Source organism: Streptomyces sp. NPDC052043, assembly GCF_044548235.1.
GTDB lineage: Bacteria > Actinomycetota > Actinomycetes > Streptomycetales > Streptomycetaceae > Streptomyces.
Genome location: NZ_JBIUBT010000005.1, coordinates 235,690 through 257,761, shown reverse-complemented (window position 1 = coordinate 257,761; position 22,072 = coordinate 235,690). Strand labels below are relative to the sequence as shown.

Sequence of the window (22,072 nt, the reverse complement as noted above, 5' to 3'; positions counted from 1 at the left end):
CCCAGGAGCCTGCCACCCATGACGAACCCGGCCGAAAGGCTCGTCGACCTGCTCGACCTGGAGCAGATAGAAGTCAACATCTTCCGCGGCCGCAGTCCGCAGGAGTCCCTCCAGAGGGTCTTCGGGGGTCAGGTGGCCGGCCAGGCACTGGTCGCCGCCGGACGCACCACGGACAGCGAGCGTCCGGTCCATTCGCTGCACGCGTACTTCCTGCGCCCGGGCAGGCCGGGGGTGCCGATCGTGTACCAGGTGGAGCGGGTGAGGGACGGGCGGTCCTTCACCACCCGCCGGGTCACCGCGGTGCAGCAGGGCCGGACGATCTTCAATCTGACCGCCTCCTTCCACAAGCCTGAACAAGGGAGCTTCGAGCACCAGTTGCCACCGGCGCGCGAGATCCCGGATCCGGAGTCCCTGCCGACGGTCGCGGACGAGATCCGGGAGCATCTGGGCGCGCTGCCTGAGCAGTTGGAGCGCATGGCACGGCGTCAGCCGTTCGACATCCGGTATGTGGACCGGTTGCGCTGGAGCACCGAGGACGTCAAGGAAGCCGAACCGCGCAGCGCCGTGTGGATGCGCGCGGTGGGGCCGCTCGGTGACGACCCGCTCGTGCACACCTGCGCGCTGACCTACGCCAGTGACATGACCTTGCTCGACGCGGTGCGCATCCCGATCGAACCGCTGTGGGGGCCGCGGGGCTTCGACATGGCGTCGCTGGATCACGCCATGTGGTTCCACCGGCCGTTCCGAGCGGACGAGTGGTTCCTGTACGACCAGGAGTCGCCGATCGCGGTGGGCGGCCGGGGCCTTGCCCGGGGCCGCATCTACAACCCCGAGGGGCAACTGATCGTGTCCGTGGTGCAGGAGGGGCTGTTCCGCAAGGCGGGCTGACCCGCGGTTTCACCGATCGTCGACCGGCCCGCGCCGCGTCGTGCGACGCTGCGCGGGCCGGTCGTCACAACGACGAGCCCGTGCGGAGGGCAGAGTGGGAGCCGTTGGTCCGGGCCGCGCCAGGCCCAGTCGCAGGCGTCCTCGATCAGGCACAGGAATCGCGAGAAGCCGACACCGACCACGGCGGCGACCGCATCGTGTGCGCGGCGACCCGCAGGATGCAGCCGAGCTCAGGAAGCACGCCGTGAGGGTGACCTTGGCGCCGGTTCCGAAGCCGCCCCGGCCGTTACGGTGATCGTCGTGGCCTCAGGCTTCCGCCTCCTCGGGAGCGGTCACCACCCGGTGAACAGCAGATGGTTGAGGAGCAGGGCGAGCAGCGCCTGGGCGGTGAGCCAGGCGCGGGTGGAAATCCCGCCTGTTCGAGTGGAGCCGAGAGCTCGGGGGCGGGTGAGGAACGCGCACGCCGGGAGCAGCCACAGCGCGAAGGGCAGCCAGATGCGTTCCGTCTCCGCCTTGCTCATGCCGGACAGGTCGGCGACCAACAGGGCGAGGAGGGCGGCGGACACGAGGAGTGCGAGGCGGGCCTCGGCCGCCTGGCTGGGGACGTCGCCGCGGCGCCGGACGAGCACCGCACCGGTCCGCCGCAGGCCCGCTGCCGTCGCCAGGCCCGTGATGAGAACCGTGCAGGCGAGGTTGGCCCACACCCAGTAGCCATAGGGGCGGATGCCGCCGGCGCCCTGGTAGTAGCGCGTGACCAGCAGGTGGTACGCCTCCCACCAGTTGAACCCGGCGAGCGTGAACGCCGTCGGGACCACCGCCGCCCCGGCGAGCAGCGGCACCAGCAGGGCGGGGCGTCCCCGGATCCCGTGCCGGCCGAGCACCAGCACCGCCGTCGCGATCAGCGCGACGAGTATGAGGCCGTACGACAGGTAGCAGGTCAGGCCGAACAGCAGCCCGGACGCCCCCGCCCACCACAGAGACCGTCCCGTGACCGCCATCGCCAGCAGCGCCACCGCCCACGCAGCCACCGCCGCGAAGTACGCGTCGGCCGAGGTGCCCATCCACACGGCGGCCGGGGCCAGGACGAGGAAGGGCGCCGCCCCTCGTGCCAGCTTCTCGTCGGCCAGGGCGCGGACCGTGACCAGCACGGCCACGCAGGCCGTCGCCCCGACGGTGATGCACCACACCCCTGCCCAGCCGCCGCCCCGCAGTCCGACCCGGTCGAGCAGGACGAAGGTGAGCGTGGCCGCAGGCGGGTGGCCTGCGACGTGGGCGGGCCAGTTCTCGGGCGAGCCGAGCAGGATGTGCTGGGTGAAGCCCCGCAACGCCGCCGGGATGTCGTGGAAGCGGCCGATGACCTGGAGGTACTCGTGGCGGGTGGTGAGCCGGGCGGCGATGCCCCGCTGCCAGCCGTCGATCAGGGCGAGGGAGTAGGTCCACGCCATGGCCGCGGCCCACGCCGAAGGAAGCAGGGTTCGCCAGGGGAGACGGGCCGCAAGGGTGGGGCCGTACGCCACGGTGGCGATCGCCACCAGGACGGCCACCGGGGTGCCGGGGCCGAGGTGGGGTTCCCAGGACGCCAGCAGTGGGGGCCAGTGGACGAACAGCGTACGGCTGGTCCCCTGGATATGACGGCCGACCAGCACGGCGGTCGTCACGAGCAGCACGGCGGCCCCGGCTGCGTACATGTCTCGGCTCCGGCCACGGGGCGCGCCGGAGCGCGCGGTGCCGGACTCGGTGGAGGGCAGGGTGCGGATCACACCGGAACGCTAGGTCGCACGGCCGGTCATGGACCGCTGCCCGCGGCCGATGTCAGCGTTTCGTCATGGGTTGCGCGGCCTTTCGCGGGGTGGTTCCGGCCTACCGTCGGGACATGCGCGACCTCGACGCCCCACGGCTTCCCTCCTCGCCCGGTTTCTGGCGCAGCCCCCTGCGCGGCCCCTGGTTCACCTCGGTGCTGGGCCTCGTCCTGCTCGTCGGCGTCACCGTGCTGTTCGTGACGGGCCTGTTCTCGTACGCCGCTTACAACCCCGATCTGTCGCCGGTGAACGACAAGACACCGGACAAGGGGATCCTCGGCTTCTACCTCTTCGCCTGGCCGACGAACCCGTACTGGCTGTACCGGCTCAACCAGGGCGTCCACGTCACCCTCGGCATCACCCTGATACCCGTCCTGCTCGCCAAGCTGTGGTCCGTGGTGCCGAGGCTCTTCGCGCTGCCGCCGGCTCGCTCGCTCACGCACGCCCTGGAGCGGATCTCGCTGCTGCTCCTGGTGGGCGGCGCCCTGTTCGAGTTCGTGACCGGCGTGCTCAACGTCCAGCTCGACTACGTCTTCCCCGGCTCCTTCTACCGGCTGCACTTCTACGGGGCGTGGGTGTTCTTCGCCGCGTTCGTCGCCCATGCGCTGCTGAAGACGCCCACGGCGCTGCGCAATCTGCGGCACCTGCGGGAGGAGAGCAACGACCTGGTGTCCCCGCGCCCCACCGAGCCGACCGTCTCCCGCAGGGGAGCCCTGTGGTTCGTCGGGGGCGGCTCGACGCTGCTGTTCGCCACCACGGTGGGACGGAGCTTCGACGGTCCGCTGCGGCGCGCCGCCCTCCTCGCACCGCACGGCGGCGGCGATCCCGGCAGTGGCCCGAACGGCTTCCAGATCAACAAGACCGCCGCGCACGCCGGGATCGACGCGGCGGAGACGGGCGAGGACGTGTGGCGGCTCGTCGTCACGGGACGCACGGGCACCGTCCGCCTCCGCCGGGACGAGCTGCTCCGACTCCCCCTGTACAGCGCGGCATTGCCCATAGCCTGCGTGGAGGGCTGGTCGACGTCGGACCAGTGGTGGCGCGGGGTGCGGCTGCGCGACCTCGCGGCGCTCGTCGGGTACGACGACCCGCCGGACGTGTTCATCGAGTCCCTCCAGCGGAGCGGTGCCTTCCGGAAGGCCGCCCTGCGCGCCAACCAGGTGGCCGACCCGCGTTCCCTGCTCGCCCTGTACGTCAACGGCGAGGAGCTGTCCCCCGACCACGGCCACCCGGCGCGCATCATCGTGCCCGCCGCGCCCGGTGTACTCAACACCAAGTGGGTGGCCCGGATGACGTTCGGAGACCTGTGATGCTTCACCGGCTTACCCGGCTTACCGCGCTTCCCCGTATTCCGCTCGGCGGCGGCCCTCTGCAACTCCTGCTGCTCGCCTGCTCGTTCGCGCTCGCCGCCTATGCGGGCGTGCGGCTCTTCGCGGACGACTGGTTCGGCGTGGCGCTGTGGTTCGTGGGGGCGGCGCTCCTGCACGACCTCGTGATGCTGCCGCTGTACGCGGTCGCGGACCGGGCGGTCGTACGGGGACTCGGCGCAGTCCGGCGCCGGGAGTGGGCGCCGTACGTGCGCGTACCGGCGGCCCTCTCCGGGCTGCTCCTTCTCGTGTGGTTCCCGCTGATCAGCGGCATGGTGAAGCGGCGCTACCGGCTCGCCACCGGGCTGCCGGCGGATATGTTCCTCGCCCGCTGGCTTCTGATCACCGCCGTCCTCTTCGGCGGCTCGGCGCTGCTGTTGGTGCTGCGGCTGCGCAGGACGGCGAAGCACCGTCCGCCGGCCGTCCACTGACCGGCCCGCTCCCAGCCCTGTGCGTACCGGAGCAGCGCCCGTGTGCCGAGCCTCGCCCAGGGGAAGAGGGCGTCGGTCGCACCGGCGTCGGTGAGGTCGACGACCTGCACCTGGGCGCGTTCGTCGACATCCACCGGGGCGGTCTCGGCGATCAGCAGGCCACCGGGGCGCAGGAGCCCGGCCACCCGGTCCAGGAGCGCACGCGGGTCACCGCCGATGCCGACGTTGCCGTCCATGAGCAGGACGGTGCCCCAGCGCCCCTCGCCGGGCAGCGGCTCGAAGACCGAGCGCCGCAGTGCCGGACCCCCGAGTCGCACGGTGTGGTCCACCGCGGCCTCGCTGACGTCGACGCCGAGGACGGCCCGGCCCCGGGCGGCGAGTTCCGCCACCAGTCGCCCGGGCCCGCACCCCACGTCCAGCACGGTTCCCTCGCATCGGTCCAGTACCTCCCGGTCGGCCGCGTCGGCCCGGGCGCACCAGCGTTCCACCTCCAGCGGCAGCAGCCACCCGTCGGCGCGGCGCAGGAACAGCGGGCCCCGGCCGGCACGCAGGGCGGCGGTGTACGGATCGGCGGTCGCCCAGGCGGGGGCGGTGGTGGATGGGGTGGTCATCGGCGTATGGCCAGGGGCGGAGTCGGCTCCGCGCCGGGCCCGAGGTCCGGTGGGGAGTCCGATCGGTCGGTGGGTGGGGAGTTCGGCCCGGAGTCCGGCTCCGTGGCCGGCGGCGAGTCGACCCCCACGACCGGCCGCGCATCCGGCCCTGCGACCGCCGTGTACCGGGCCAGCCGTGCCGCGAAGCGGCCGTGCGGGGCCAGGGCGGCGACGGCGTGGGCGTCGGCGGCGGTGTCGACGTCACGAAGGGGCGGCAGGTCGTGCACCCGCAAGCCGGTGGTGAGGAGCCTGTCCCGCAGGGCCGCTCCCGTCACCGGGGTCGACATGGGCACGCCCCGCAGTAGGTCGGGATCGGGGCGCGCCAGGCCGAGGGCCCAGAAGCCGCCGTCCTCGGCAGGGCCGAAGTGGGCGTCGCAGTCGGTGAAGTCCACGGTGAGCAGTTCCGGCGTCACCTGAGGGGTGTCCATGCCGATGAGCAGGGCCGGGCCGTCGCAGCCCGCGAAGGCGTCCGCCAGCCGCTCGTCCAGCCCGCCCGCACACTGCGGTACGACGTCGAAGCCGGGGGGCAGCCAGGGGCCGGGGGTGCCGTCGAGGACGAGGACACGCCGGGAGGCGGGCGTGGCCGCCACGGCGTGCAGGGTGTCCGCGAGAGCCGCCTCGGCCAGCTGAGCCGCCTGACGGGGCGTGAACGGCGGGGTGAGCCGGGTCTTGACCCGGCCCGGCCGCGGCTCCTTGGCGATGACTAGGAGCGTGGTCAACGGACGGTTCCTCCTTCGTGTGCGGGGGGTGGTTCGTTCAACACGCGACTCATGTCCCGTACGGCCTGCCAGGTGCCGCGCCAGGTGCCCGTCACCTTCGAGGCTCCGGTGCGCGGCAGGTACGGAACGTCGTGCTCGGCGATCCGCCAGCCGGCGTCGGCCGCGCGGACGACCATCTGGAGCGGATAGCCGCTGCGCCGGTCGGTGAGGCCGAGGGCGAGCAGGTGCTCGCGGCGGGCGGCGCGCAAGGGACCGAGGTCGTGCAGGCGGAGCCCGGTGCGGCGGCGCAGCATCCGCGCGAGCGCCACATTGCCCACGCGGGCATGCGCGGGCCACGCGCCCCGGCCTCGCGGACGCCGTCGGCCGAGCACCAGGTCGGCGTCGCCGTCCCGGACTTCACGGACGAAGGGGACGAGGAGCGACGGGTCGAGGGAGGCGTCGGCGTCGCAGAAGCACACCACGTCGGCGGTGGCGGCGATCAGCCCGGCATGGCAGGCTGCGCCGAAGCCCCGGCGCGGTTCGTGCACGACGGTCGCGCCGCACGCGCGGGCGACCTCGGCCGAGCCGTCGGTGGAACCATTGTCGACGACGAGCGCGCGCCAGCCCGGCGGGATCCGTTCGAGCACCCAGGGAAGGGCCTCGACCTCGTTCAGGCAGGGCAGCACCACGTCGACGTCCGAAGGAGTCGTCGTCACGGTCTCACCCTACGAATGAGAATCGGACATATCGGACTTCTGCTCCTTACGAAACGCGGACGTCCCTGGCCGGGGTGGTGTTCGGGTGCGCCCCTGCGACGGCGTGGTGCCAGGCTGGAGACATGCAGCAGAAGCCGTACGAGCGCCTTGGGGCGCACGCCGCCGAAGGGTCCCCCCGAATCCTGGTCGTCGACGACGATCCGACCGTCGCCGAGATCGTCGCCGGTTATCTGGACCGCGCCGGTTACGTCGTCGACCGCGCCGACGACGGCCCGACGGCCCTCACCCGTGCCACCGCGCACCGGCCGGACCTGGTCGTGCTCGACCTGATGCTGCCCGGCATGGACGGTCTGGAGGTGTGCCGGCGCATTCGCGGTCACGGCCCCGTACCGGTCATCATGCTCACCGCCCGCGGTGACGAGGACGACCGCATCCTGGGTCTGGAAGTCGGCGCCGACGACTACGTCACCAAGCCCTTCAGCCCCCGCGAACTGATGCTGCGCGTGGAGTCGGTACTGCGCCGCAGCAGGCCCGCTGCCACGGGACACCGACTGCGGGCGGCCGGTCTGACCGTCGACCCTGCGGCCCGCCGGGCCACCAAGGACGGTATGGAACTCGCGCTCACCCTCCGGGAGTTCGATCTGCTCTCCTTCTTCCTGCGGCATCCGGGGCGGGCCTACGGCCGCGAGGACCTGATGCGCGAGGTGTGGGGCTGGGACTTCGGCGACCTGTCGACTGTCACGGTCCACGTCCGCCGCCTGCGCGGCAAAGTGGAGGACGACCCGGCCCGGCCCCGCCTGATCCAGACCGTGTGGGGCGTGGGTTATCGCTTCGGCCCCACCGACGACGAGGACTGACCGTGCGCGACACCCTCCTCATCGCCCTGTACGCCTTCGCCGGCGCCGCCGCCACGGGCCTGGCCGGTACGGGTGCGCTGCGCCTGATCCGGCGCCGCTCGCTGACCGCCTCGCTCGCCGTGGTCGCGGCGGTCGGGGTGGTCGCGATGCTCGCGGGCACGCTCGCCGTCGCCCGGGCGATGTTCCTGTCGCCGCACGACCTGACCGTCGTCACGACCGTCGTCGCCATGGCGGCCGTCGTCTCCCTGGCCACCGCGCTGCTGCTGGGCCGCTGGGTGGTCGCCCGAAGCCGCGAACTCGCCCTGGCCGCACGCTCCTTCGGCGACGGAGGTGACTTCGCCGCGCCCCGCGGCCCGACCACCGCCGAACTGGACGAACTGAGCCGCGAACTGGTGGCGACCAGCGCCAGACTCGCCGAATCCCGGGAGCGGGAACGGGCGTTGGAGACCTCCCGGCGCGAACTCGTGGCCTGGATCTCGCACGACCTGCGCACCCCGCTGGCCGGCCTGCGTGCCATGGCGGAGGCTCTGGAGGACGGCGTCGCCGCCGACCCCGACCGCTATCTGAGGCAGATGCGCACCGAGGTCGAGCGCCTCAACGACATGGTCGGCGACCTCTTCCAGCTCTCCCGCATCCACGCCGGCACCCTGCCCCTGGTTCCCACCAGGATCTCCCTGTACGACCTGGTCGGTGACGCGCTGGCGGGCGCCGACCCGCTCGCCCGGGAGCACGGGGTGCGGCTGGTGGGCGACCGCATCGAGCCGGTGCCGGTGGAGGTGGACGGCAAGGAGATGAGCCGGGTGCTGGGCAACCTGCTGGTCAACGCCATCCGCCGGACGCCGCCCGACGGCACCGTCGCGGTCGCCGCGGAGCGCTCCCCCGAGGGCGTGGTGCTGTCGGTGACGGACGGCTGCGGCGGCATCCCCGAGGAGGACCTGCCGCGCGTCTTCGACACCGGCTGGCGCGGCACGCACGCACGGACGCCCCCGGCCGGTGCGGGGCTGGGCCTCACCATCGTCCGGGGGATCGTGGAGGCGCACCAGGGCCGGGCCACCGTGCGCAACATTCCCGGCGGCTGCCGCTTCGAGGTGGTGCTGCCCGCCGCCGCTTCCTGATCGCGGACAGCACCACCCGTCCCCACGGTCCTGAGCCCTCCTAAGCCCCCCGCATTCCGGCCCGCGCGAACTCCGTCATGCCTTCCTCGAAGCCGACCCCCGGCCGCCACCCCAGCCCGGCCCGCAGCCGTGACGAGTCCGCGGTGATGTGCCGCACGTCCCCGAGCCGGTACTCGCCGGTGACGACCGGCTCGGGGCCGCCGTACGCGGCGGCCAGCGCCCGTGCCATCTCGCCGACGGTGTGCGGTTCGCCGCTGCCGGTGTTGTACGCCGTGAGCGCGCCCCGGGCGGCCTCCGCCTCCAGCGCCATCGCGTTGGCCGTCGCCACGTCCCGGACGTGCACGAAGTCCCTCAGCTGCCGCCCGTCCTCGAACACCCGCGGTGCTTCGCCCCGGGCGAGGGCCGAGCGGAAGAAGGAGGCAACGCCGGCGTACGGGGTGTCGCGGGGCATTCCCGGCCCGTACACGTTGTGGTAGCGCAGCGACACCGCCGACCCGCCGGTGCTACGGGCCCAGGCGGCGGCCAGATGCTCCTGGGCGAGCTTGGTCGCCGCGTACACGTTCCGGGGATCGGCCGGGGCGTCCTCGCCCACCAGGCCGGGGGACAGACCCTCCCCGCACACCGGGCAGACGGGCTCGAACCGGCCCGCGTCGAGGTCGGAGACGGCACGCGGCCCGGGCCGTACGACCCCGTGCCGCGGGCACTCGTACCGCCCCTCCCCATAGACCACCATCGACCCGGCCAGCACGAGGCGCCCGAGGCCGGCCTCCGCCATGGCGGTGAGCAGCACGGCGGTGCCCAGGTCGTTGCGCGAGACGTACTCCGCCGCGTCGGCGACCCCGTTGCCGAGTCCGACCATCGCGGCCTGGTGGCACACGGCGTCCACACCGGCCAGGGCGCCGGCGACGGCTGCCGGGTCCCGCACGTCGGCGCCGGGATCCTCCCGTACGTCGAACACGAGCGGCTCGTGTCCGCGCTCCCGGAGCGCAGCGACGACATGGGACCCGATGAACCCGGCACCGCCGGTGACCAGTATGCGCATGGGACCACGCTAGGTCCGCACCGGCACCGCGCCACGGGACCACGCTCGTACGTCATCACTCTGTAAGAGGGCAAGGTTTACCGGGTTGGCGGGGGTCACTCCTGCTCAGAGGCAGCTGCGAGGTGGCGACGGCAGAGGTCGGCAGCCGTGAGGTGGGGTGTGTGCAGGGCATCGCTGTCCGCCGTCGCGCGACTGGGTCGCGCTGGGAGACGACGACGACGCCAGGCCGGGCGAGGGCGCCCGGGTGCTGCTCGCGGTCCGCACCGGGCCCTCGATGGCGCCCTTGAGTTGGGCGGCGACGGCGGTGAAGCCGTGGTTCTGCGGAACGCCGAAGTCGGCGGCGTTGAGTAAAAGAAAGCTCTCGACCAGGCCCACGGCGACGGGTCCCTCGCACTGCCTCCCCAAGCTTCCTGGACGGGTGTCCATGTATTATGGACACCCGTCCAGGAATGCTTGAACAGTAGGGAATACGCCCATGGAAACAACCGCGAATGCGCTGGTCGCGCTGGTGGCCGCGCTGCACGCGTACATCCTGGTTCTCGAGATGTTCCTGTGGGAGAAGAAGCCGGGCCACAGTCTCTCCGGCTTCGATGCGGACATGGCCCGCGCCACCGCCCCGCTTGCCGCGAACCAGGGCCTCTACAACGGGTTCCTGGCCGCCGGACTGGTCTGGGGCCTGATCGCAGGGGATCCGACCGGGTTCCGGGCCCAGGTGTTCTTCCTCTCCTGCGTACTCATCGCCGGGCTGTACGGCGGATTCACCGCCAATCGACGTATCTTCATCGCCCAGGTCCTGCCTGGGGCCCTTGCGCTGGCCGCCGTCCTGATCGCCCGGTGACCGAGGTACAGGCCGATCCCCGTACGGCACGGACCCGGGCCAAGCTGCGCCAGGCACTGCTGGAAGAGTGCGCCCTCCGCCCCCTGGGAGAGATCAGTGTCGCCGCGCTGGTGCGCCGGGCGGGAGTCGGCCGCGCGACGTTCTACCTCCACTACGCGGACCTGGAGGCGCTCGCCGTCGACGCCTGCGCGGACATCGTCCGCGAAGCCGTGGACGCCCTCCACGCGTGGCGTGGTTCACCCGATCCGGCGACCCCGCCACCTGCCCTGCCTGCGTTCTTCGAGGGTCTCGCCCCGCATGCGGGCCTCTACCGGGAGTTGCTGCGTCCGGGTGGCAGCGGCCCTCTCGGCCGGGTACTGCACGAGGATCTGCGCGCCCGCAGCCGCACCGAACGCGCCCTGGCCGGCGCACCGGAGCCCGACCTGATCGCCTCGGCCGTGGCGGCGACCTTCGCCGGGGTCCTCGCCGACTGGCTGCACGGCCTCATCGAGGCCACCCCTTCCGAGATCGCCCAGCAGGTCTGGCGCCTGCTCGTCAACCTGCACCGCACCCCTCTGTCCTGACGGGCCGCCCAGCCCGCCGTCGCAAGCGGCCGGGACACGCGGCACCCCTTCACCACAAGGTTCACTCAAGGGCTTTCGGAGGAGAGCGCATGATGCGGTCGCGGACATGCTCCGCCCGTGGTCAGCGGGCGAGGCGAGGGAAGAGGACCTCGGCGTTCTTGCGGTTGATGGCCTCCGCCTGGCCAGGCGTGAAGTCTGGGTACGTCTCGAGGAAGTGGTTGTAGTAGGTGCCGGCCTCCTGCGGGGCGAAGGGCCAGTCGCTGCCGTAGAGGACATGGCCGGGTTCGGCGAAAGCGAGCAGGGCAGGAAGGGCGCTGGGACTGGCGGACAGGGCGGTGTCGAAGTGGAAGCGCTTCAGGTCGCGCAGGACGTCCTCGGCCTTGCGGTCGGGGTCGACGACGGTGGAGGTCAGTCCGGAGAAGCGGTAGGCGGCGTAGGGGAGGAAGCCGCCGCCGTGCGAGAGGATCACCCGCACGTTCGTGTAGCGGCTCATGACGCCGTTCAGCACCAGGTTGAGGGCGCTGCGGGTGGTGTCGAAGACGTAGTCGGCCAGTGGGGCCGGGGTGCCGGGCAGCAGGGTCATCGGGGGCTGGGCGGGGTGGACGAAGACGTTCGCCGCGCGGCGGTCGAGTTCGGCCCACAGCGGCTCGAAGTCCGGGTCACCGAGGTAGCGCCCATGGGCGTTGGACATCAGCACGACGCCATCGGCGTGCAGGGTGTCCAGCGCGTGCACGGCCTCGGTCATGGCGGCATCGACATCGGGCAGCGGAATGCCGGCGAAGTGGCCGAAGCGGTCGGGGTGATCCTTGACGGCCTCGGCGCCGCACTCGTTCGCGGCGCGGGCGAGGGCCCGGGCCTGGGCGTCGTCGCCAAGGTGAACGCCGGGAGAGGTGACGGACAGGACGCCGGTGGCGATCTCCTGCTGGTCCATCATGGCGATGGCGCTCCTGGGGCTCCAGTCGGGGATGGCCCAGCCGCCGGAGTCGAGGCCCTGCGCGGCGAGGGTCCGGGCCCACACCGGGGGAACGATGTGTTGGTGGACGTCGATGCGAGCGGGAAAGGCCATAGTTACTTCGCCTCCTAATACTTAGCTTGCTAATGCAATCTATTTAGTAAGCTAACAGCTATGAGAGAGACGGGCAATGCCGAGACTCGCAGCACCCCCGACCCGCACGTGGAGCCCGGTATCGAGCACCTCGCCCAGGCTGCTGATCGGCTCTTCTACGCCATGCGACGCTCACGGTCCGCCACGGTCGGCCGATCCGAAGCCGGCCTATCCATGTCACAGCTGGCCCTGCTCACCACGCTGACCGAGGACACCGAGGGCGAGGGCGTGCCAGTCAGCCGACTGGCCGCCAACGCCGAGGTCAGCGTCCCCACCGCCACCCGCATGCTGCAGCAGCTGGAGGGCAGGAACGTGGTCACCCGACGCCGTGCACCGCACGACGAGCGCCAGGTCCTCATCCAACTCACCGAGGAAGGCGCACAACGTCTCGCCGCCATGCAGACCGAGCTGCGCGCACGCCAGTACGCCGCCCTGTCGCAATTCGCGCCGCAAGAGCGGCACGAACTCGCCGCACAGTTGCACCGCCTCGCCGGCGTCATCGGCGAGACCATCCCCGGTGCAGCCGGCTCGGGTCCGGACGATTCCTGACGAAGTGGTCAAGCGACCTTCGTGACGGACCGCATGGGGTCGTACATCGTCCGTCACGCACGGGGCCTGCCACGTGGCAGCCCTACGACTGCGGGTGGCCGACCCGGGCGAGCAGAAGTGTGACGTCGTCGTTGCCTGCGGGGGCCATCCGGGCGAGCACGGTCCGGCAGAGGGCGTCCAGCGGCCGTGGGGTGCTGGTGGTCAGCACGCTGCGGAGTTGGGCCAGGCGTTGGTCCAGGTCGGTGCAGCGGGTCTCCACGAGGCCGTCGGTGTAGAGGGCGAGGATGCTGCCCGGGGCCAGCGGCACCTCAACCGGGGTGAAGTCGAGGCCGCCCACGCCCAGCGGCGGCCCGGTGGGCAGTTCGAACAGTTCGGCGGTGCCGTCAGGGTGTACGAGGGCCGGTGGGGGGTGGCCTGCCCGGGTGATCGAGCAGTGCCCGGCGCCGGGGTCGCAGACCACGTATGCGCAGGTGGCCAGTGGCGGGTCCTCGAGGTATGCCAACTCGGCGTCGAGGTGCCGCAGAAGCCGGGCCGGGGGCAGTTCCAGGCGGGCGAGCGACCGCATGCTGCTGCGTAGCTGACCCATCACGGCCGCGGCCGCGATGCCGTGGCCCATGACGTCCCCGACAACCAGGGCGGCGCGGCCCTGGGGCATGGCGACGACGTCGTACCGGTCACCGCCGACCTCGTTGACGTCGCTCGCGGGCCGGTAGCAGTGGGCGACCTCGATTCCGGGCGGGGGCATCAGCCGGCGGGGCAGCAGGCTGCGCTGGAGAGTGAGGGCGGTGTCGTGTTCGCGGGTGTACAGGCGGGCGTTGTCGAGGTAGACCGCAGCGCGGGAGGCCATGTCGCAGGCGAGCGTCACGTCGGCGGGCGAGAAGGGCCGGGCGGGGAACGCCCGGTAGAAGGTGGCCATTCCCAGCGCTGTACCGCGGGCGAGCAGCGGGATCATCAGGACGGTGTGCACCCCGTGTTCGCGCAGCTGCCGGGCGGCGGCGGTGTGGCGGGATGCGACGGCTACGGCGCGGTCGTTGAGGTCGGTGAGCATGTAGGGGCTGTGCAGGGCCAAGGCCTGCGCATTGGGTGTGGCCGCCGGGTAATGCAAGGTCTGGCCCAGCGGGGCGAGGACTTCGGCCGCTGGTGAGTCCTGGGTCGGAGCCTTGCCGAGCCGCCGCACCGTGATTCCGCCGTTCAGGTCCGTGCCGGGGTCGGTGGCAGCGTCGTCGGCGATCGCCGCGATGACGTCCACAGTGACGATGTCCGCGAGCCCGTCGGTCGCGACCTCGGCCAGTTCCTGCGAGGTCTGCCACATGTCCAGGGTGGTGCCAATGCGGATGCCGGCCTCGTTGAGCAGGGCGAGTCTGCGGCGGCTCTCCGCGGCCGCTTGTTCGGCCCGATGCCGTGCCGTGATGTCGACGACCGAGACACCGACTCCGAACGGACGCCCTTGAGTGTCTTCCAGTCGGAAGTAGGAGCAGGACCACGTGTGGTCCTCGTCGGGTGTTGCCGGGGTCCGGCCCGTCGCGCGGAAATCCACCGTGCTCTCGCCGGTGTCCAGCACCCGCTGCATGATCACCTCGGCCTCGGCGCTGTTCACGTCGGGCAGCATCTCGGTCAGTCGCCGGCCGAGGTGATCGGCCTCGGGTATGCCGTCGATCGCCTCCAGAGCGGTGTTGACCCGCAGGTAGCGCAACTCGTTGTCGAAGGCGGACAGCCCGATCGGGGAATGGGTGAACAAGCCGTCCAGGACGGCGCGCGACACCCGTGCCTCCAGCGCAACGGAAACGTCCACGACGAAGACCAGCACGTCGCCGTGGGCGCCGCCCGGCTCGGGGATGTGCCAGGCCCACACGGCGAGCTCCACCAGGTGTCCGTCCTTGTGCCGCACGGTGCAGGGCCCCGTTGCGGCGCCGCTGACGATGGCCTGGTCCAGCAGGGCCTGGAGTGCGGGCCGGCTTTCCGCCGGGACGAGCGGCCGGCCCTTGCTGCCCAGTACCTCCGAGGCCGGGTATCCCAGCAGCGCTTCAGCCGCCGTCTCCCACTGGATGATGCGGCCGGAGGCGTCCAGCCGCATTCCCGCCACCGGCAGCTCGCCCCGCCAGAGGTCACCGGGTCCTGCTGGAGCGGTGGCAGTCACGGCATCGAACGCTTCGGGATGGTCCATGACGGTGGTCCTGCCCGGGAGCCGGCTGTTTTTTCCACTATCCCGCCATCGGGCTGGGAGGACATACCCGTCCGGAAACGCGGAAACCCATGGCCCCAGCCCTCCCCCACCGGCGGAAGATGATCCGGCGGAGCCCACGAGCGACTTCGTGTCCGCTGCGGCCCGACCACCAGCGCCTTCACGTGACCGCCGCCCCTCCATGAGGCCGCACCGTGCGGGGTTCAGCCGGGGGAGGCAGGGCGCGGCGAGGGCCGCCCGGTGCTGTCGTGGGTGGGAGCCACTGCGGTGGGTGCCGGCGGGAGGCTGCGTTGGACGGCGACCACGGCGGCGTCGTCGGTCAGATGTCCTCCGACGTGGGCGAGCAGGTCGGCGCGCAGGTGGCGGACCAGTGCCGAGGGTCTGTGGTGCGCCCAGGCTGCGGCCCGCTCGGCCAGTGGGTAGAAGGCGCCCCGGCCATCGCGGGCCTCGATCACGCCGTCGGTGTGCAGCAGCAGCACGTCCCCGGGCTCCAGGGGGAACGTGTCGACGTGGTAGTCGGGACGGGTCAGCTCGCCCAGGCCCAACGGCGGCGCGGGGTTGGTAGCGCGCAGCGTGGTGGCCTGCCAGTTGCGCAGCAGCAGGGGCGACGGGTGCCCGCAGGAGACCATCTGCACCATGGGGTGCTCGTCGGGGATGTCGAAGACGGCGGCGGTGATGAAGCACTCCCCGGCTGTCTCGACCTCGGTGGGTTCGGCCAGGTGCCAGCACACACTGTGGTCCAGGTAGGCCGCGAGGTCGGGCAGGCCCGCCTGGCGGTGTGCTGCCTCCCGGAAGGCGCCCAGCAGCAGGGCGGCGTCGCTGATCGCGGTCAGGCCCTTGCCCATCACGTCGCCGATGATCAGCCGGGTGCCCGTGGGGGTGCGGATGGCCGCGTACAGGTCGCCGCCGATCAGGGACTGTGCCTGCGCCGCCAGATACATGGACGCAACGCGCAGCGGGCCGAACCGCCGCGGCAGCGGCCGCAGCACCACTCGCTGCGTGGCCTCCGAGACCGTTCGCACCACCGCCAGCTCACGGGCATGCCGCTCCCGCAGAAAGCGGAAGACCGTCACGAGCACCGAAACCACCACCAGGGCGATGATCTGCGACTCAAAGTCCATCTTGCCCAGCATGTGATTTTCGAGCCCGATGACCAGCATGCCCACCACCGCGACAGCGGCGATCACCCCGGTGACGAAGGTTGAGGCGAAGGACGCGGCGAGCGCAGGCGCCACGATCAGCAGTGACGGGCCCGTCGGCAAATGGTTCGACGGGGACAGCACATCGGTCAGCACGATGGCCGCGATCAGGCTGAGCGGAAGCGCCAGCAGGACATCACCAGCCTGCCGTGGGGGATGCCAGTGCGCATACTGCTGCCGCCAGCTCACACCTCCTGACTACACCCACCCGCGCGGCCCCGCAGGTGCACGCACAACGAGCTGCGCTGCCGCCGCCGCTGCGCATTTCTTGATTCATCCCGAGGGTCGGGTCTGCCCGCCGTTCTCCTCCCCGTCGCCCTGGGCGTCGGGAAGCGCTGGCAGGCTGTCGGTGTCCGGCGCGGTTCTCGCCACCATCTCGGCGAGTCGCCTGCAGGCCTCTTCGATCTTTGCCTGGGTCTGGTTTCGCTCCGTGACCGCCGCGGCCAGCAGCAGCGCGGTCAGCGCGGCGGCGCCGTTGAACACCTGCAGTGCAATCATGTCGGTGAGCAGCGTGTGACCGGCGAACGGGCCTGTCATGTGGGTGGCGGCGAGGACGGCAAAGATGGACACGGCCAGCGCGCAGGGCGTGGCTCCTGCGCGCTGGAAGCGGAAGGCTGCCCAGGTCAGCAGCGGGAAGCCAACGAAGAGCAGCGGTGCGCGGGAGGTTTCGAGGAGACCGACACCAATGGTGGCCGCGACAAGCAGTGATCCCTCCGCCCACTCGGATCGTGGTGTGTCCTTGGGCCAGTGCGCCGAGCGGAGGACGAGCAGCAACGGCGTGACCAGCAGGACGCCCATGGCGTCGCCGGTCCACCAGACCCACCATGTGAGCCAGAATCCGCCGGCGGGCAGCGCGTGTGCGAGGCTCAGGGTGCTGCTGCCCACGGTCGCGCTGATGAGCATGGCGGTGAGCCCACCGAGGAAGACCAGCGCGAGCGCGTCCTGGAAGCGGTTCATCCGGGTGCGGAACCCGGTGCGGCGAAGGAGTGCGTAGGCGCAGAGGGGGGCGAGTGTGTTGCCTGCCGTGATGACGAGCGCGGCAGTGGTCGTTGGTCCGAGTGGGATGTCGATCAGGAGGGCGCCCAGCGCGATCCCGGGCCAGACCCGCAGGCCCATCAGGAGCAGGCTCGCCACGGCGATCCCGGTCGGAGGCCAGAGCGGCGTGACCTGACCGCCCATGAACAGTTGGAAAAGCCCCAGCTTGCCGGAGACCCAGTACAGCACGGCAACGGCGCCGATCTGCAGGGCCGCCCTGCCACCGCTCCGGAGCTCGTCGCGGCTCGCCACAGTCATCGGGAAGTCTTCCCCCTCGGCCTTCCCAGCTCGGCGTCCCAACGCGCCAGCAGGTCAGGGCGGGGCGACCGCTCCGCGCCTTCCCCTTCATCGCCCACCGCCATCACGATCGCCCGCTGGATTGGTGCTCGCTCTCGGTGACCTTCAGCCGGTGGGAGTCGGTGCAGGTCTGGATCGCGAGCGGTTCTCCTCGGCCGCCTCCTGACACGACCGTGATCAAACAAGACCACAGGGTGACCCGGCCAGACAGCCCAGCCAGCGCATTACTCCAGAGGCGGCACGTCGCGGCCGGACGCATCCGGGCGGCTCCCCATCTCGCCGCTCCAGCGGCTCCCGTTCAACCTGTCGGAAACAACCACCAGATCGTCCACGATCACGTCCACAATCACATCGCCCGGTACGGCGAGCAGTCGGCGCAGCGCCTCTTCGCCCTGCCGCCTCAAGGTGGTCACCCCAGGCGACTCCGCCAACGGCACTACGGCCGTCCACGCGAGCGGTCCGGGACCGCGGTTGCGACTCAGGTGGTTCTGCGGAAGAGCCTGCCCAGCAGGCCGCGTGACAGCCGGGAGGTCGAGGACGGCTGGAGTCGTTCGCAGTGCCCGAGGGCGGGCGGGCGCCGGCGCCGTGCCAGGTGTGGGTGTGCATCCGCGTGCCGGTGTGAGTCCGCCTGCGGACGGGTGTCCGCGTGCGGACGGGTGTCCGCGTGCCGCGAAGCCGGGCGAGGCGCGGGACAGTGGGTTCGCGCCTCCCGCATCGCCCGTGCCAGGTCGGCGCGGAGCAGGTCGATCTCGTCGGGGTCCTGCGCCGTCGTGATCCGCTCGGTCAGATGGGCGGCCGGCGAGCCGGGGGTGCCATGGGCGGGCGGCGGCCGGAAGCGGCGCAGGCGGGCGCGCTCGTAGGGGTCCGTGACGATCTCGGAGATCCGGACCGGGTCGAGCAACGAGGCCAGGACGCCCGCGCGCTCCCACGGGTCCCCGGCCTGACGCAGCAGGAAGCCCAGGTGCCGCCCGCGCCAGTTCTGGGGGCGCAGGTCCAGGCCGGTGTCCAGTTGGCCTCGCAGTGTCTCCGGCAAGGGCCGGTTGAGCAGCTGGGCGTGCTTCGCGTCGGCGGCGAACTCCGCCAGTTCGTCGGCCAGGTAGCGCCAGACGACGGTCCTGTAGCGGTTGAGGTGAAAGGTGACCGGAACCAGGAGACCCAGTCTGGCCAGACGGGTGAAGCGGGCCGCGGTCACTTCCATGATCGCCGAGCCCTCCCTGGTGCCCACGGTCGCCACCCGCTGCCGCAGCGCCTCCGGAAAGCTCTCCTGACCGCGCAGCCGTTCGACCTCGGCGCGGTCGACCTGCCGTCCGCCTCCCGCCTCAGCGGGACGGGTGCGGATGTGCCCGAGGTGCACAGCCAGATCGAACTCGCTGCGTTTGAGACCCAGTTCGCGGGCCGCCCGGCTCTGCGAGAAGGGCGCTGGGCCCGTGGTGGCGGCCGTACGGGAAGTTGATGTGACCTCATGTGTGACGGTGTTGCCGGACATACTCGTCTCCCCCGTGGAGTGTCGGGATCGCACTGTTCGCGCTCACCTGCCAAAAAGGTAGCCGGTGGCGGGAATCGGCGGCCCGACCCTGTGGACAACTCTGGAGGGAGTGACGAAAGGGCAGGTCAGAGGTCTGTCGACGACGTCTCTTCAGGCCGGCGGGCGTCCACGTCGAGGTGTTCGCCGACCCGGTTGACGAGCAGGGTCATCTCGTAGGCGATCTGGCCTATGTCAACCTCCGCTCCGCTGAGGACGCACAGGCAACTGCCCGCGCCCGCGGCCGTGACGAACAGCACCGCGTCGTCGAACTCGACCATCGTCTGGCGCACCCCGCCCGCGCCGAAGTGGCGTCCCGAGCCCTTGGCCAGGCTGTGCAGACCGGACGAGACGGCCGCGAGATGTTCCGCGTCCTCGCGGCGCAGTCCCGTGCTCGTCCCCGTCACCAGCCCGTCGGTGGACAGGACCAAGGCGTGGCGTACGTGTTCCACGCGTTGGGTCAGATCGTCGAGCAGCCAGCTCAGTGTCTGGTTCTGCGTCATGATGCGGTCTCCCCGTGTGATCTCTTCCCCCTTGGCCGGAGGGTCTGCCGCCAGCCTTCCCCACCCTCGCTGTCCCGGCAAGGAGGATGGGCGTCATGGCACAGAAGATGACCGACGAGGAATGGCGGGCATTCGTCTCGTACGGCACCCGCACCGGCAAGCTGTCCACCGTACGGGCCGACGGGAGCCCCCATGTCGCGCCGATCTGGTTCCTGCTCGACGGCGACGACGTGGTGTTCAACACCGGTAAGGAGACCGCGAAGGGGCGCAATCTTGCCCGCGACGACCGGGTCGCCCTGTGCGTGGACGACGATCGGCCGCCGTTCACGTTCGTGGTGCTGCGGGGCCGTGCCCGGCTGTCGGAGGATCTCGACGACCTCCGGCAGTGGGCCACCCGCATCGGCAGCCGCTACATGGGCGAGGAACGCGGCGAGGAGTTCGGAGCCCGCAACGGCGTGCCGGGCGAATTCCTGGTCCGGGTCAGGGTCGACAAGGTGGTGGCGATGAAGGACGTCGCGGACTGAGCCGTCCTCCGCGGGCTCCCGCACGTCCGGACGTACACGGCCGGACGCGTTCGGCCGTGGGGTCGAGGAGCCGGGTGGTGCGATCCCGCGATCCGCCCGGCGCACTCGACCAGCCGGACGACCGTCAAGGTGACCATCCACTTCCCCGGCGTCCCTCCGCCCCGGTGAGGGATCATGCGGTACATGAGCGACGACCACACACACGTCCAGGAGTTCTTCACCGCCCGCGCCGCCGACTGGGACAGCCGCTTCCCGGACGACGGTCCCGCCTATGCGGCCGCGGTCGCCGAGCTCGGGCTGCGCGAGGGCGACCGCGTCCTCGACGCGGGCTGCGGCACCGGGCGTGCCCTGGCCCCGCTGCGGGCGGCCGTGGGCGCGCCGGGCATTGTCGTGGGCGCGGATCTGACGTGGGCCATGCTGGAAGCGGCCGTACAGGCGGGACGGGACCAGGAGGGGCTGCTGCTGCTCGCCGATGTCGGCGCGCTGCCGCTCGTGTCGGGGGCGTTCGACGCCGTGTTCGCCGCGGGCCTCATCGCGCACCTGCCTCATCCCACGGAGAACCTGCGCGAGTTGCGGCGCGTGGTACGTCCCGGGGGCACCCTGGCGCTCTTCCATCCGATCGGCCGTGCGGCACTCGCGGCGCGCCAGGGCCGGCAGATCACGCCGGACGACCTGCGCGCGGAACCCAACCTCCGGCCGCTGCTCTCCGGTTCGGGATGGCGCATGACGACCTACGTCGACGAGGACGCCCGCTTCCTGGCGCTGGCCGTACGCGAGGACTGAACACCCTACGCCCTCACGAGTCTCACAGCCTCCAGGTGGAGAACCGCAGGTCCGGGTGTGCACGGGAGTCGTGACAACGGCCTTCTGCTCGCACTAGGGTGCGCGCCGTTGGACGAACCGATGGGGAGGCTGGGATGGCCGGGACGGACGAGGAGGTCGCCGTCGAGGACGACGCTCTCTATGTGCTCACTGCGGTACTGCTGACGCCCGCGCAGTTCCCGAGCGTTCTGGGCGACGACTACCCGGAGGCCTGCTCGGCGCTCGGCCTCGTACCGCTCGCCGACGGCTTCGGCCTGGTGCTCGGTCAGGACGGCGACGGGGCGCGGTGGACGGTCGTCGTCGACGATGTGTCGCTGGTCGCCGTGGCCATCGCGTCCTGGGACTGCGGCATGGAGTACGACCTGTCGCCCGACGAGCGCACGGTCGTCGCCGCCCTGCCGGGCTGGCCCCTGGCCCTCGCTGTGGCGGCTCCGGGCGTGCCCGCGCCGCACGACCCGGACCCGGAGCCCTCGGACGGGCCCGCGCTGTCCCCGCCCGACACCAGCGTCTGGGGACCGGCCCAGCGCCGTCTGGGCGCCGACGAGATCGCACTGCAGTGGGCGGTCTGGCGCGAGCAGCTCGACGACGCGGACTTCCTCACCGCTCCCGCGGACAGGGCCGGGGCCCGGGCCGGGAACGACGACGATCCGCCGAGCGCGTCGACCGGCGGAAGCGGCGAACCGCCGGACGGGGCGGGTGGCAAGGCTTCCCCGAGCCACAGCGGCATCCGTCGCGCCCTGGCGGAGGCACGCGCGTACGTGGACGAGCCACCGCCGCTGGGCCGGGTCCGGTCGTCCTACGCGCCCGGCGACGCACGCACCCTGCGGGCCGACGGTCCCGGCTGGTCGATGGTGGCCCGCACCGACGACATCGCCTTCGTGCTCCTCGACGACGAGCCCGGCGAAGTTCTGCCCATCGGCCGGGGGCCGGAGCTGCCGGGACTGCTGGAAGCCCTCGACAAGCTGGCGGTACGCCCTCTCTGAAAACGGCGGCTACCTCACGCGCCGGCGGCTCGAACACCATCCGGAGCTGTACGACGGCGGCGTGGACTGGGAGGGGCGCTGTGGACGGCCGACGGCCCGAACCTGCTCACCTCGCTGCCCACGGCGGTCGCCCGGACTCTGGGCTCGGCCGACGACGCGGACCAGTACGCTCCTGGCGCCGTGCGCCTCGGACGCGGTGTACGGCTACGCCGCCCGTCCCGCCTCTGTGCACCGCGCCGTGGCCCGCGTGGCCCTGACCGACGGATCGGCAAACCCCTGATCACGTTGCACGGCGGTCCGGACGCGCTGCTGCCCCGTGCGGCGAGTCCGGCCGCCCGCGGACCGGACCGTCGGCAGGCCCGCGGGCGGCGATGTGGTCGACTCCTG

Annotated in this window: 21 protein-coding genes and 2 pseudogenes; 11 read left to right on the top strand and 12 right to left on the bottom strand. The window is 71.8% G+C overall.

Annotated elements, in window-relative coordinates; genetic code table 11:
• The first annotated feature begins 18 nt into the window (after positions 1–18).
• Positions 19–888 carry an acyl-CoA thioesterase gene (locus ACIHCX_RS15485; protein WP_400029503.1) on the top strand — a complete coding sequence of 290 codons (870 nt, stop codon included), beginning with the start codon at positions 19–21 and terminating at the stop codon, positions 886–888.
• 332 nt (positions 889–1,220) lie between these two features.
• Here the strand turns inward: ACIHCX_RS15485 and ACIHCX_RS15480 are convergent, their stop codons facing one another.
• Positions 1,221–2,576, bottom strand: a complete 1,356-nt coding sequence (locus ACIHCX_RS15480; RefSeq protein ID WP_400029967.1) for a hypothetical protein — start codon at positions 2,574–2,576, stop codon at positions 1,221–1,223.
• A gap of 185 nt (positions 2,577–2,761) precedes the next feature.
• Here ACIHCX_RS15480 and ACIHCX_RS15475 point away from each other — a divergent pair, with 185 nt between their 5' ends.
• On the top strand, positions 2,762–3,997 hold the full coding sequence (locus ACIHCX_RS15475) for a molybdopterin-dependent oxidoreductase (RefSeq protein ID WP_400029502.1): 1,236 nt from the start codon (positions 2,762–2,764) through the stop codon (positions 3,995–3,997).
• A 343-nt stretch (positions 3,998–4,340) separates the two neighbouring features.
• On the opposite strand, the gene ACIHCX_RS15470 is transcribed toward ACIHCX_RS15475, so the two are convergent.
• The 3 genes and pseudogenes from ACIHCX_RS15470 to ACIHCX_RS15460 form a co-directional block, all read right to left on the bottom strand.
• Positions 4,341–5,096, bottom strand: a complete 756-nt coding sequence (locus tag ACIHCX_RS15470) for a class I SAM-dependent methyltransferase (RefSeq protein WP_400029500.1) — start codon at positions 5,094–5,096, stop codon at positions 4,341–4,343.
• Between the two features lie 155 nt (positions 5,097–5,251).
• Positions 5,252–5,854: pseudogene (locus tag ACIHCX_RS15465) on the bottom strand (DUF2064 domain-containing protein); the annotation flags it as partial.
• On the bottom strand, positions 5,851–6,549 hold the full coding sequence (locus tag ACIHCX_RS15460) for a glycosyltransferase family 2 protein (protein ID WP_400029498.1): 699 nt from the start codon (positions 6,547–6,549) through the stop codon (positions 5,851–5,853). The pseudogene ACIHCX_RS15465 and the gene ACIHCX_RS15460, both read right to left, overlap by 4 nt.
• A gap of 122 nt (positions 6,550–6,671) precedes the next feature.
• On the opposite strand from ACIHCX_RS15460, the gene ACIHCX_RS15455 reads away from it, so the two are divergent.
• Positions 6,672–7,406, top strand: a complete 735-nt coding sequence (locus ACIHCX_RS15455; RefSeq protein WP_400029496.1) for a response regulator transcription factor — start codon at positions 6,672–6,674, stop codon at positions 7,404–7,406.
• 2 nt (positions 7,407–7,408) lie between these two features.
• Entirely contained in the window at positions 7,409–8,521 is a 1,113-nt protein-coding gene (locus tag ACIHCX_RS15450) for a sensor histidine kinase (protein WP_400029494.1), read from the top strand.
• A gap of 40 nt (positions 8,522–8,561) precedes the next feature.
• On the opposite strand, the gene ACIHCX_RS15445 is transcribed toward ACIHCX_RS15450, so the two are convergent.
• Entirely contained in the window at positions 8,562–9,563 is a 1,002-nt protein-coding gene (locus tag ACIHCX_RS15445) for an NAD-dependent epimerase/dehydratase family protein (RefSeq protein ID WP_400029492.1), read from the bottom strand.
• Positions 9,564–10,038: 475 nt separating this feature from the next.
• On the opposite strand from ACIHCX_RS15445, the gene ACIHCX_RS15440 reads away from it, so the two are divergent.
• Together ACIHCX_RS15440 and ACIHCX_RS15435 are read left to right on the top strand one after the other, a co-directional pair.
• Positions 10,039–10,401, top strand: a complete 363-nt coding sequence (locus ACIHCX_RS15440; protein ID WP_400029490.1) for a DUF1304 domain-containing protein — start codon at positions 10,039–10,041, stop codon at positions 10,399–10,401.
• Complete coding sequence (locus ACIHCX_RS15435; protein ID WP_400029488.1) at positions 10,398–10,964, top strand: TetR/AcrR family transcriptional regulator; 567 nt, start codon at positions 10,398–10,400, stop codon at positions 10,962–10,964. Before ACIHCX_RS15440 ends, ACIHCX_RS15435 begins: the two co-directional genes overlap by 4 nt.
• Positions 10,965–11,085: 121 nt before the next feature.
• Here ACIHCX_RS15435 and ACIHCX_RS15430 read toward each other — a convergent pair whose 3' ends face one another.
• A complete protein-coding gene (locus ACIHCX_RS15430; protein WP_400029486.1) occupies positions 11,086–12,030 on the bottom strand; it encodes an amidohydrolase family protein in 945 nt (314 codons plus the stop codon).
• 60 nt (positions 12,031–12,090) lie between these two features.
• On the opposite strand from ACIHCX_RS15430, the gene ACIHCX_RS15425 reads away from it, so the two are divergent.
• On the top strand, positions 12,091–12,618 hold the full coding sequence (locus tag ACIHCX_RS15425; protein WP_400029484.1) for a MarR family winged helix-turn-helix transcriptional regulator: 528 nt from the start codon (positions 12,091–12,093) through the stop codon (positions 12,616–12,618).
• 82 nt (positions 12,619–12,700) lie between these two features.
• Here the strand turns inward: ACIHCX_RS15425 and ACIHCX_RS15420 are convergent, their stop codons facing one another.
• From ACIHCX_RS15420 to ACIHCX_RS15395, 6 genes are all read right to left on the bottom strand, one after another.
• The gene (locus ACIHCX_RS15420; RefSeq protein WP_400029482.1) at positions 12,701–14,782 is read right to left on the bottom strand and encodes a SpoIIE family protein phosphatase; all 2,082 of its coding nucleotides are present in this window, start codon (positions 14,780–14,782) and stop codon (positions 12,701–12,703) included.
• Positions 14,783–15,003: 221 nt separating this feature from the next.
• Complete coding sequence (locus tag ACIHCX_RS15415) at positions 15,004–16,188, bottom strand: PP2C family protein-serine/threonine phosphatase (protein WP_400029480.1); 1,185 nt, start codon at positions 16,186–16,188, stop codon at positions 15,004–15,006.
• Positions 16,189–16,272: 84 nt separating this feature from the next.
• The gene (locus ACIHCX_RS15410) at positions 16,273–17,292 is read right to left on the bottom strand and encodes an MASE1 domain-containing protein (RefSeq protein WP_400029478.1); all 1,020 of its coding nucleotides are present in this window, start codon (positions 17,290–17,292) and stop codon (positions 16,273–16,275) included.
• 263 nt (positions 17,293–17,555) lie between these two features.
• Positions 17,556–17,744 carry a hypothetical protein gene (locus ACIHCX_RS15405; protein ID WP_400029476.1) on the bottom strand — a complete coding sequence of 63 codons (189 nt, stop codon included), beginning with the start codon at positions 17,742–17,744 and terminating at the stop codon, positions 17,556–17,558.
• Positions 17,745–17,809: 65 nt separating this feature from the next.
• A complete protein-coding gene (locus ACIHCX_RS15400) occupies positions 17,810–18,817 on the bottom strand; it encodes a DUF6397 family protein (protein ID WP_400029474.1) in 1,008 nt (335 codons plus the stop codon).
• A 125-nt stretch (positions 18,818–18,942) separates the two neighbouring features.
• Entirely contained in the window at positions 18,943–19,356 is a 414-nt protein-coding gene (locus ACIHCX_RS15395) for a roadblock/LC7 domain-containing protein (protein ID WP_400029472.1), read from the bottom strand.
• Between the two features lie 95 nt (positions 19,357–19,451).
• Between ACIHCX_RS15395 and ACIHCX_RS15390 the strand changes: the two genes are divergently transcribed.
• The 4 genes and pseudogenes from ACIHCX_RS15390 to ACIHCX_RS15375 all read left to right on the top strand — a co-directional run.
• The gene (locus ACIHCX_RS15390) at positions 19,452–19,880 is read left to right on the top strand and encodes a PPOX class F420-dependent oxidoreductase (protein ID WP_400029470.1); all 429 of its coding nucleotides are present in this window, start codon (positions 19,452–19,454) and stop codon (positions 19,878–19,880) included.
• Positions 19,881–20,063: 183 nt separating this feature from the next.
• Entirely contained in the window at positions 20,064–20,663 is a 600-nt protein-coding gene (locus ACIHCX_RS15385; RefSeq protein ID WP_400029468.1) for a class I SAM-dependent methyltransferase, read from the top strand.
• 134 nt (positions 20,664–20,797) lie between these two features.
• On the top strand, positions 20,798–21,685 hold the full coding sequence (locus ACIHCX_RS15380) for a hypothetical protein (RefSeq protein ID WP_400029466.1): 888 nt from the start codon (positions 20,798–20,800) through the stop codon (positions 21,683–21,685).
• A 1-nt stretch (position 21,686) separates the two neighbouring features.
• Positions 21,687–22,009, top strand: a pseudogene (locus ACIHCX_RS15375) (tannase/feruloyl esterase family alpha/beta hydrolase); the annotation flags it as partial.
• Positions 22,010–22,072 lie beyond the last annotated feature (63 nt).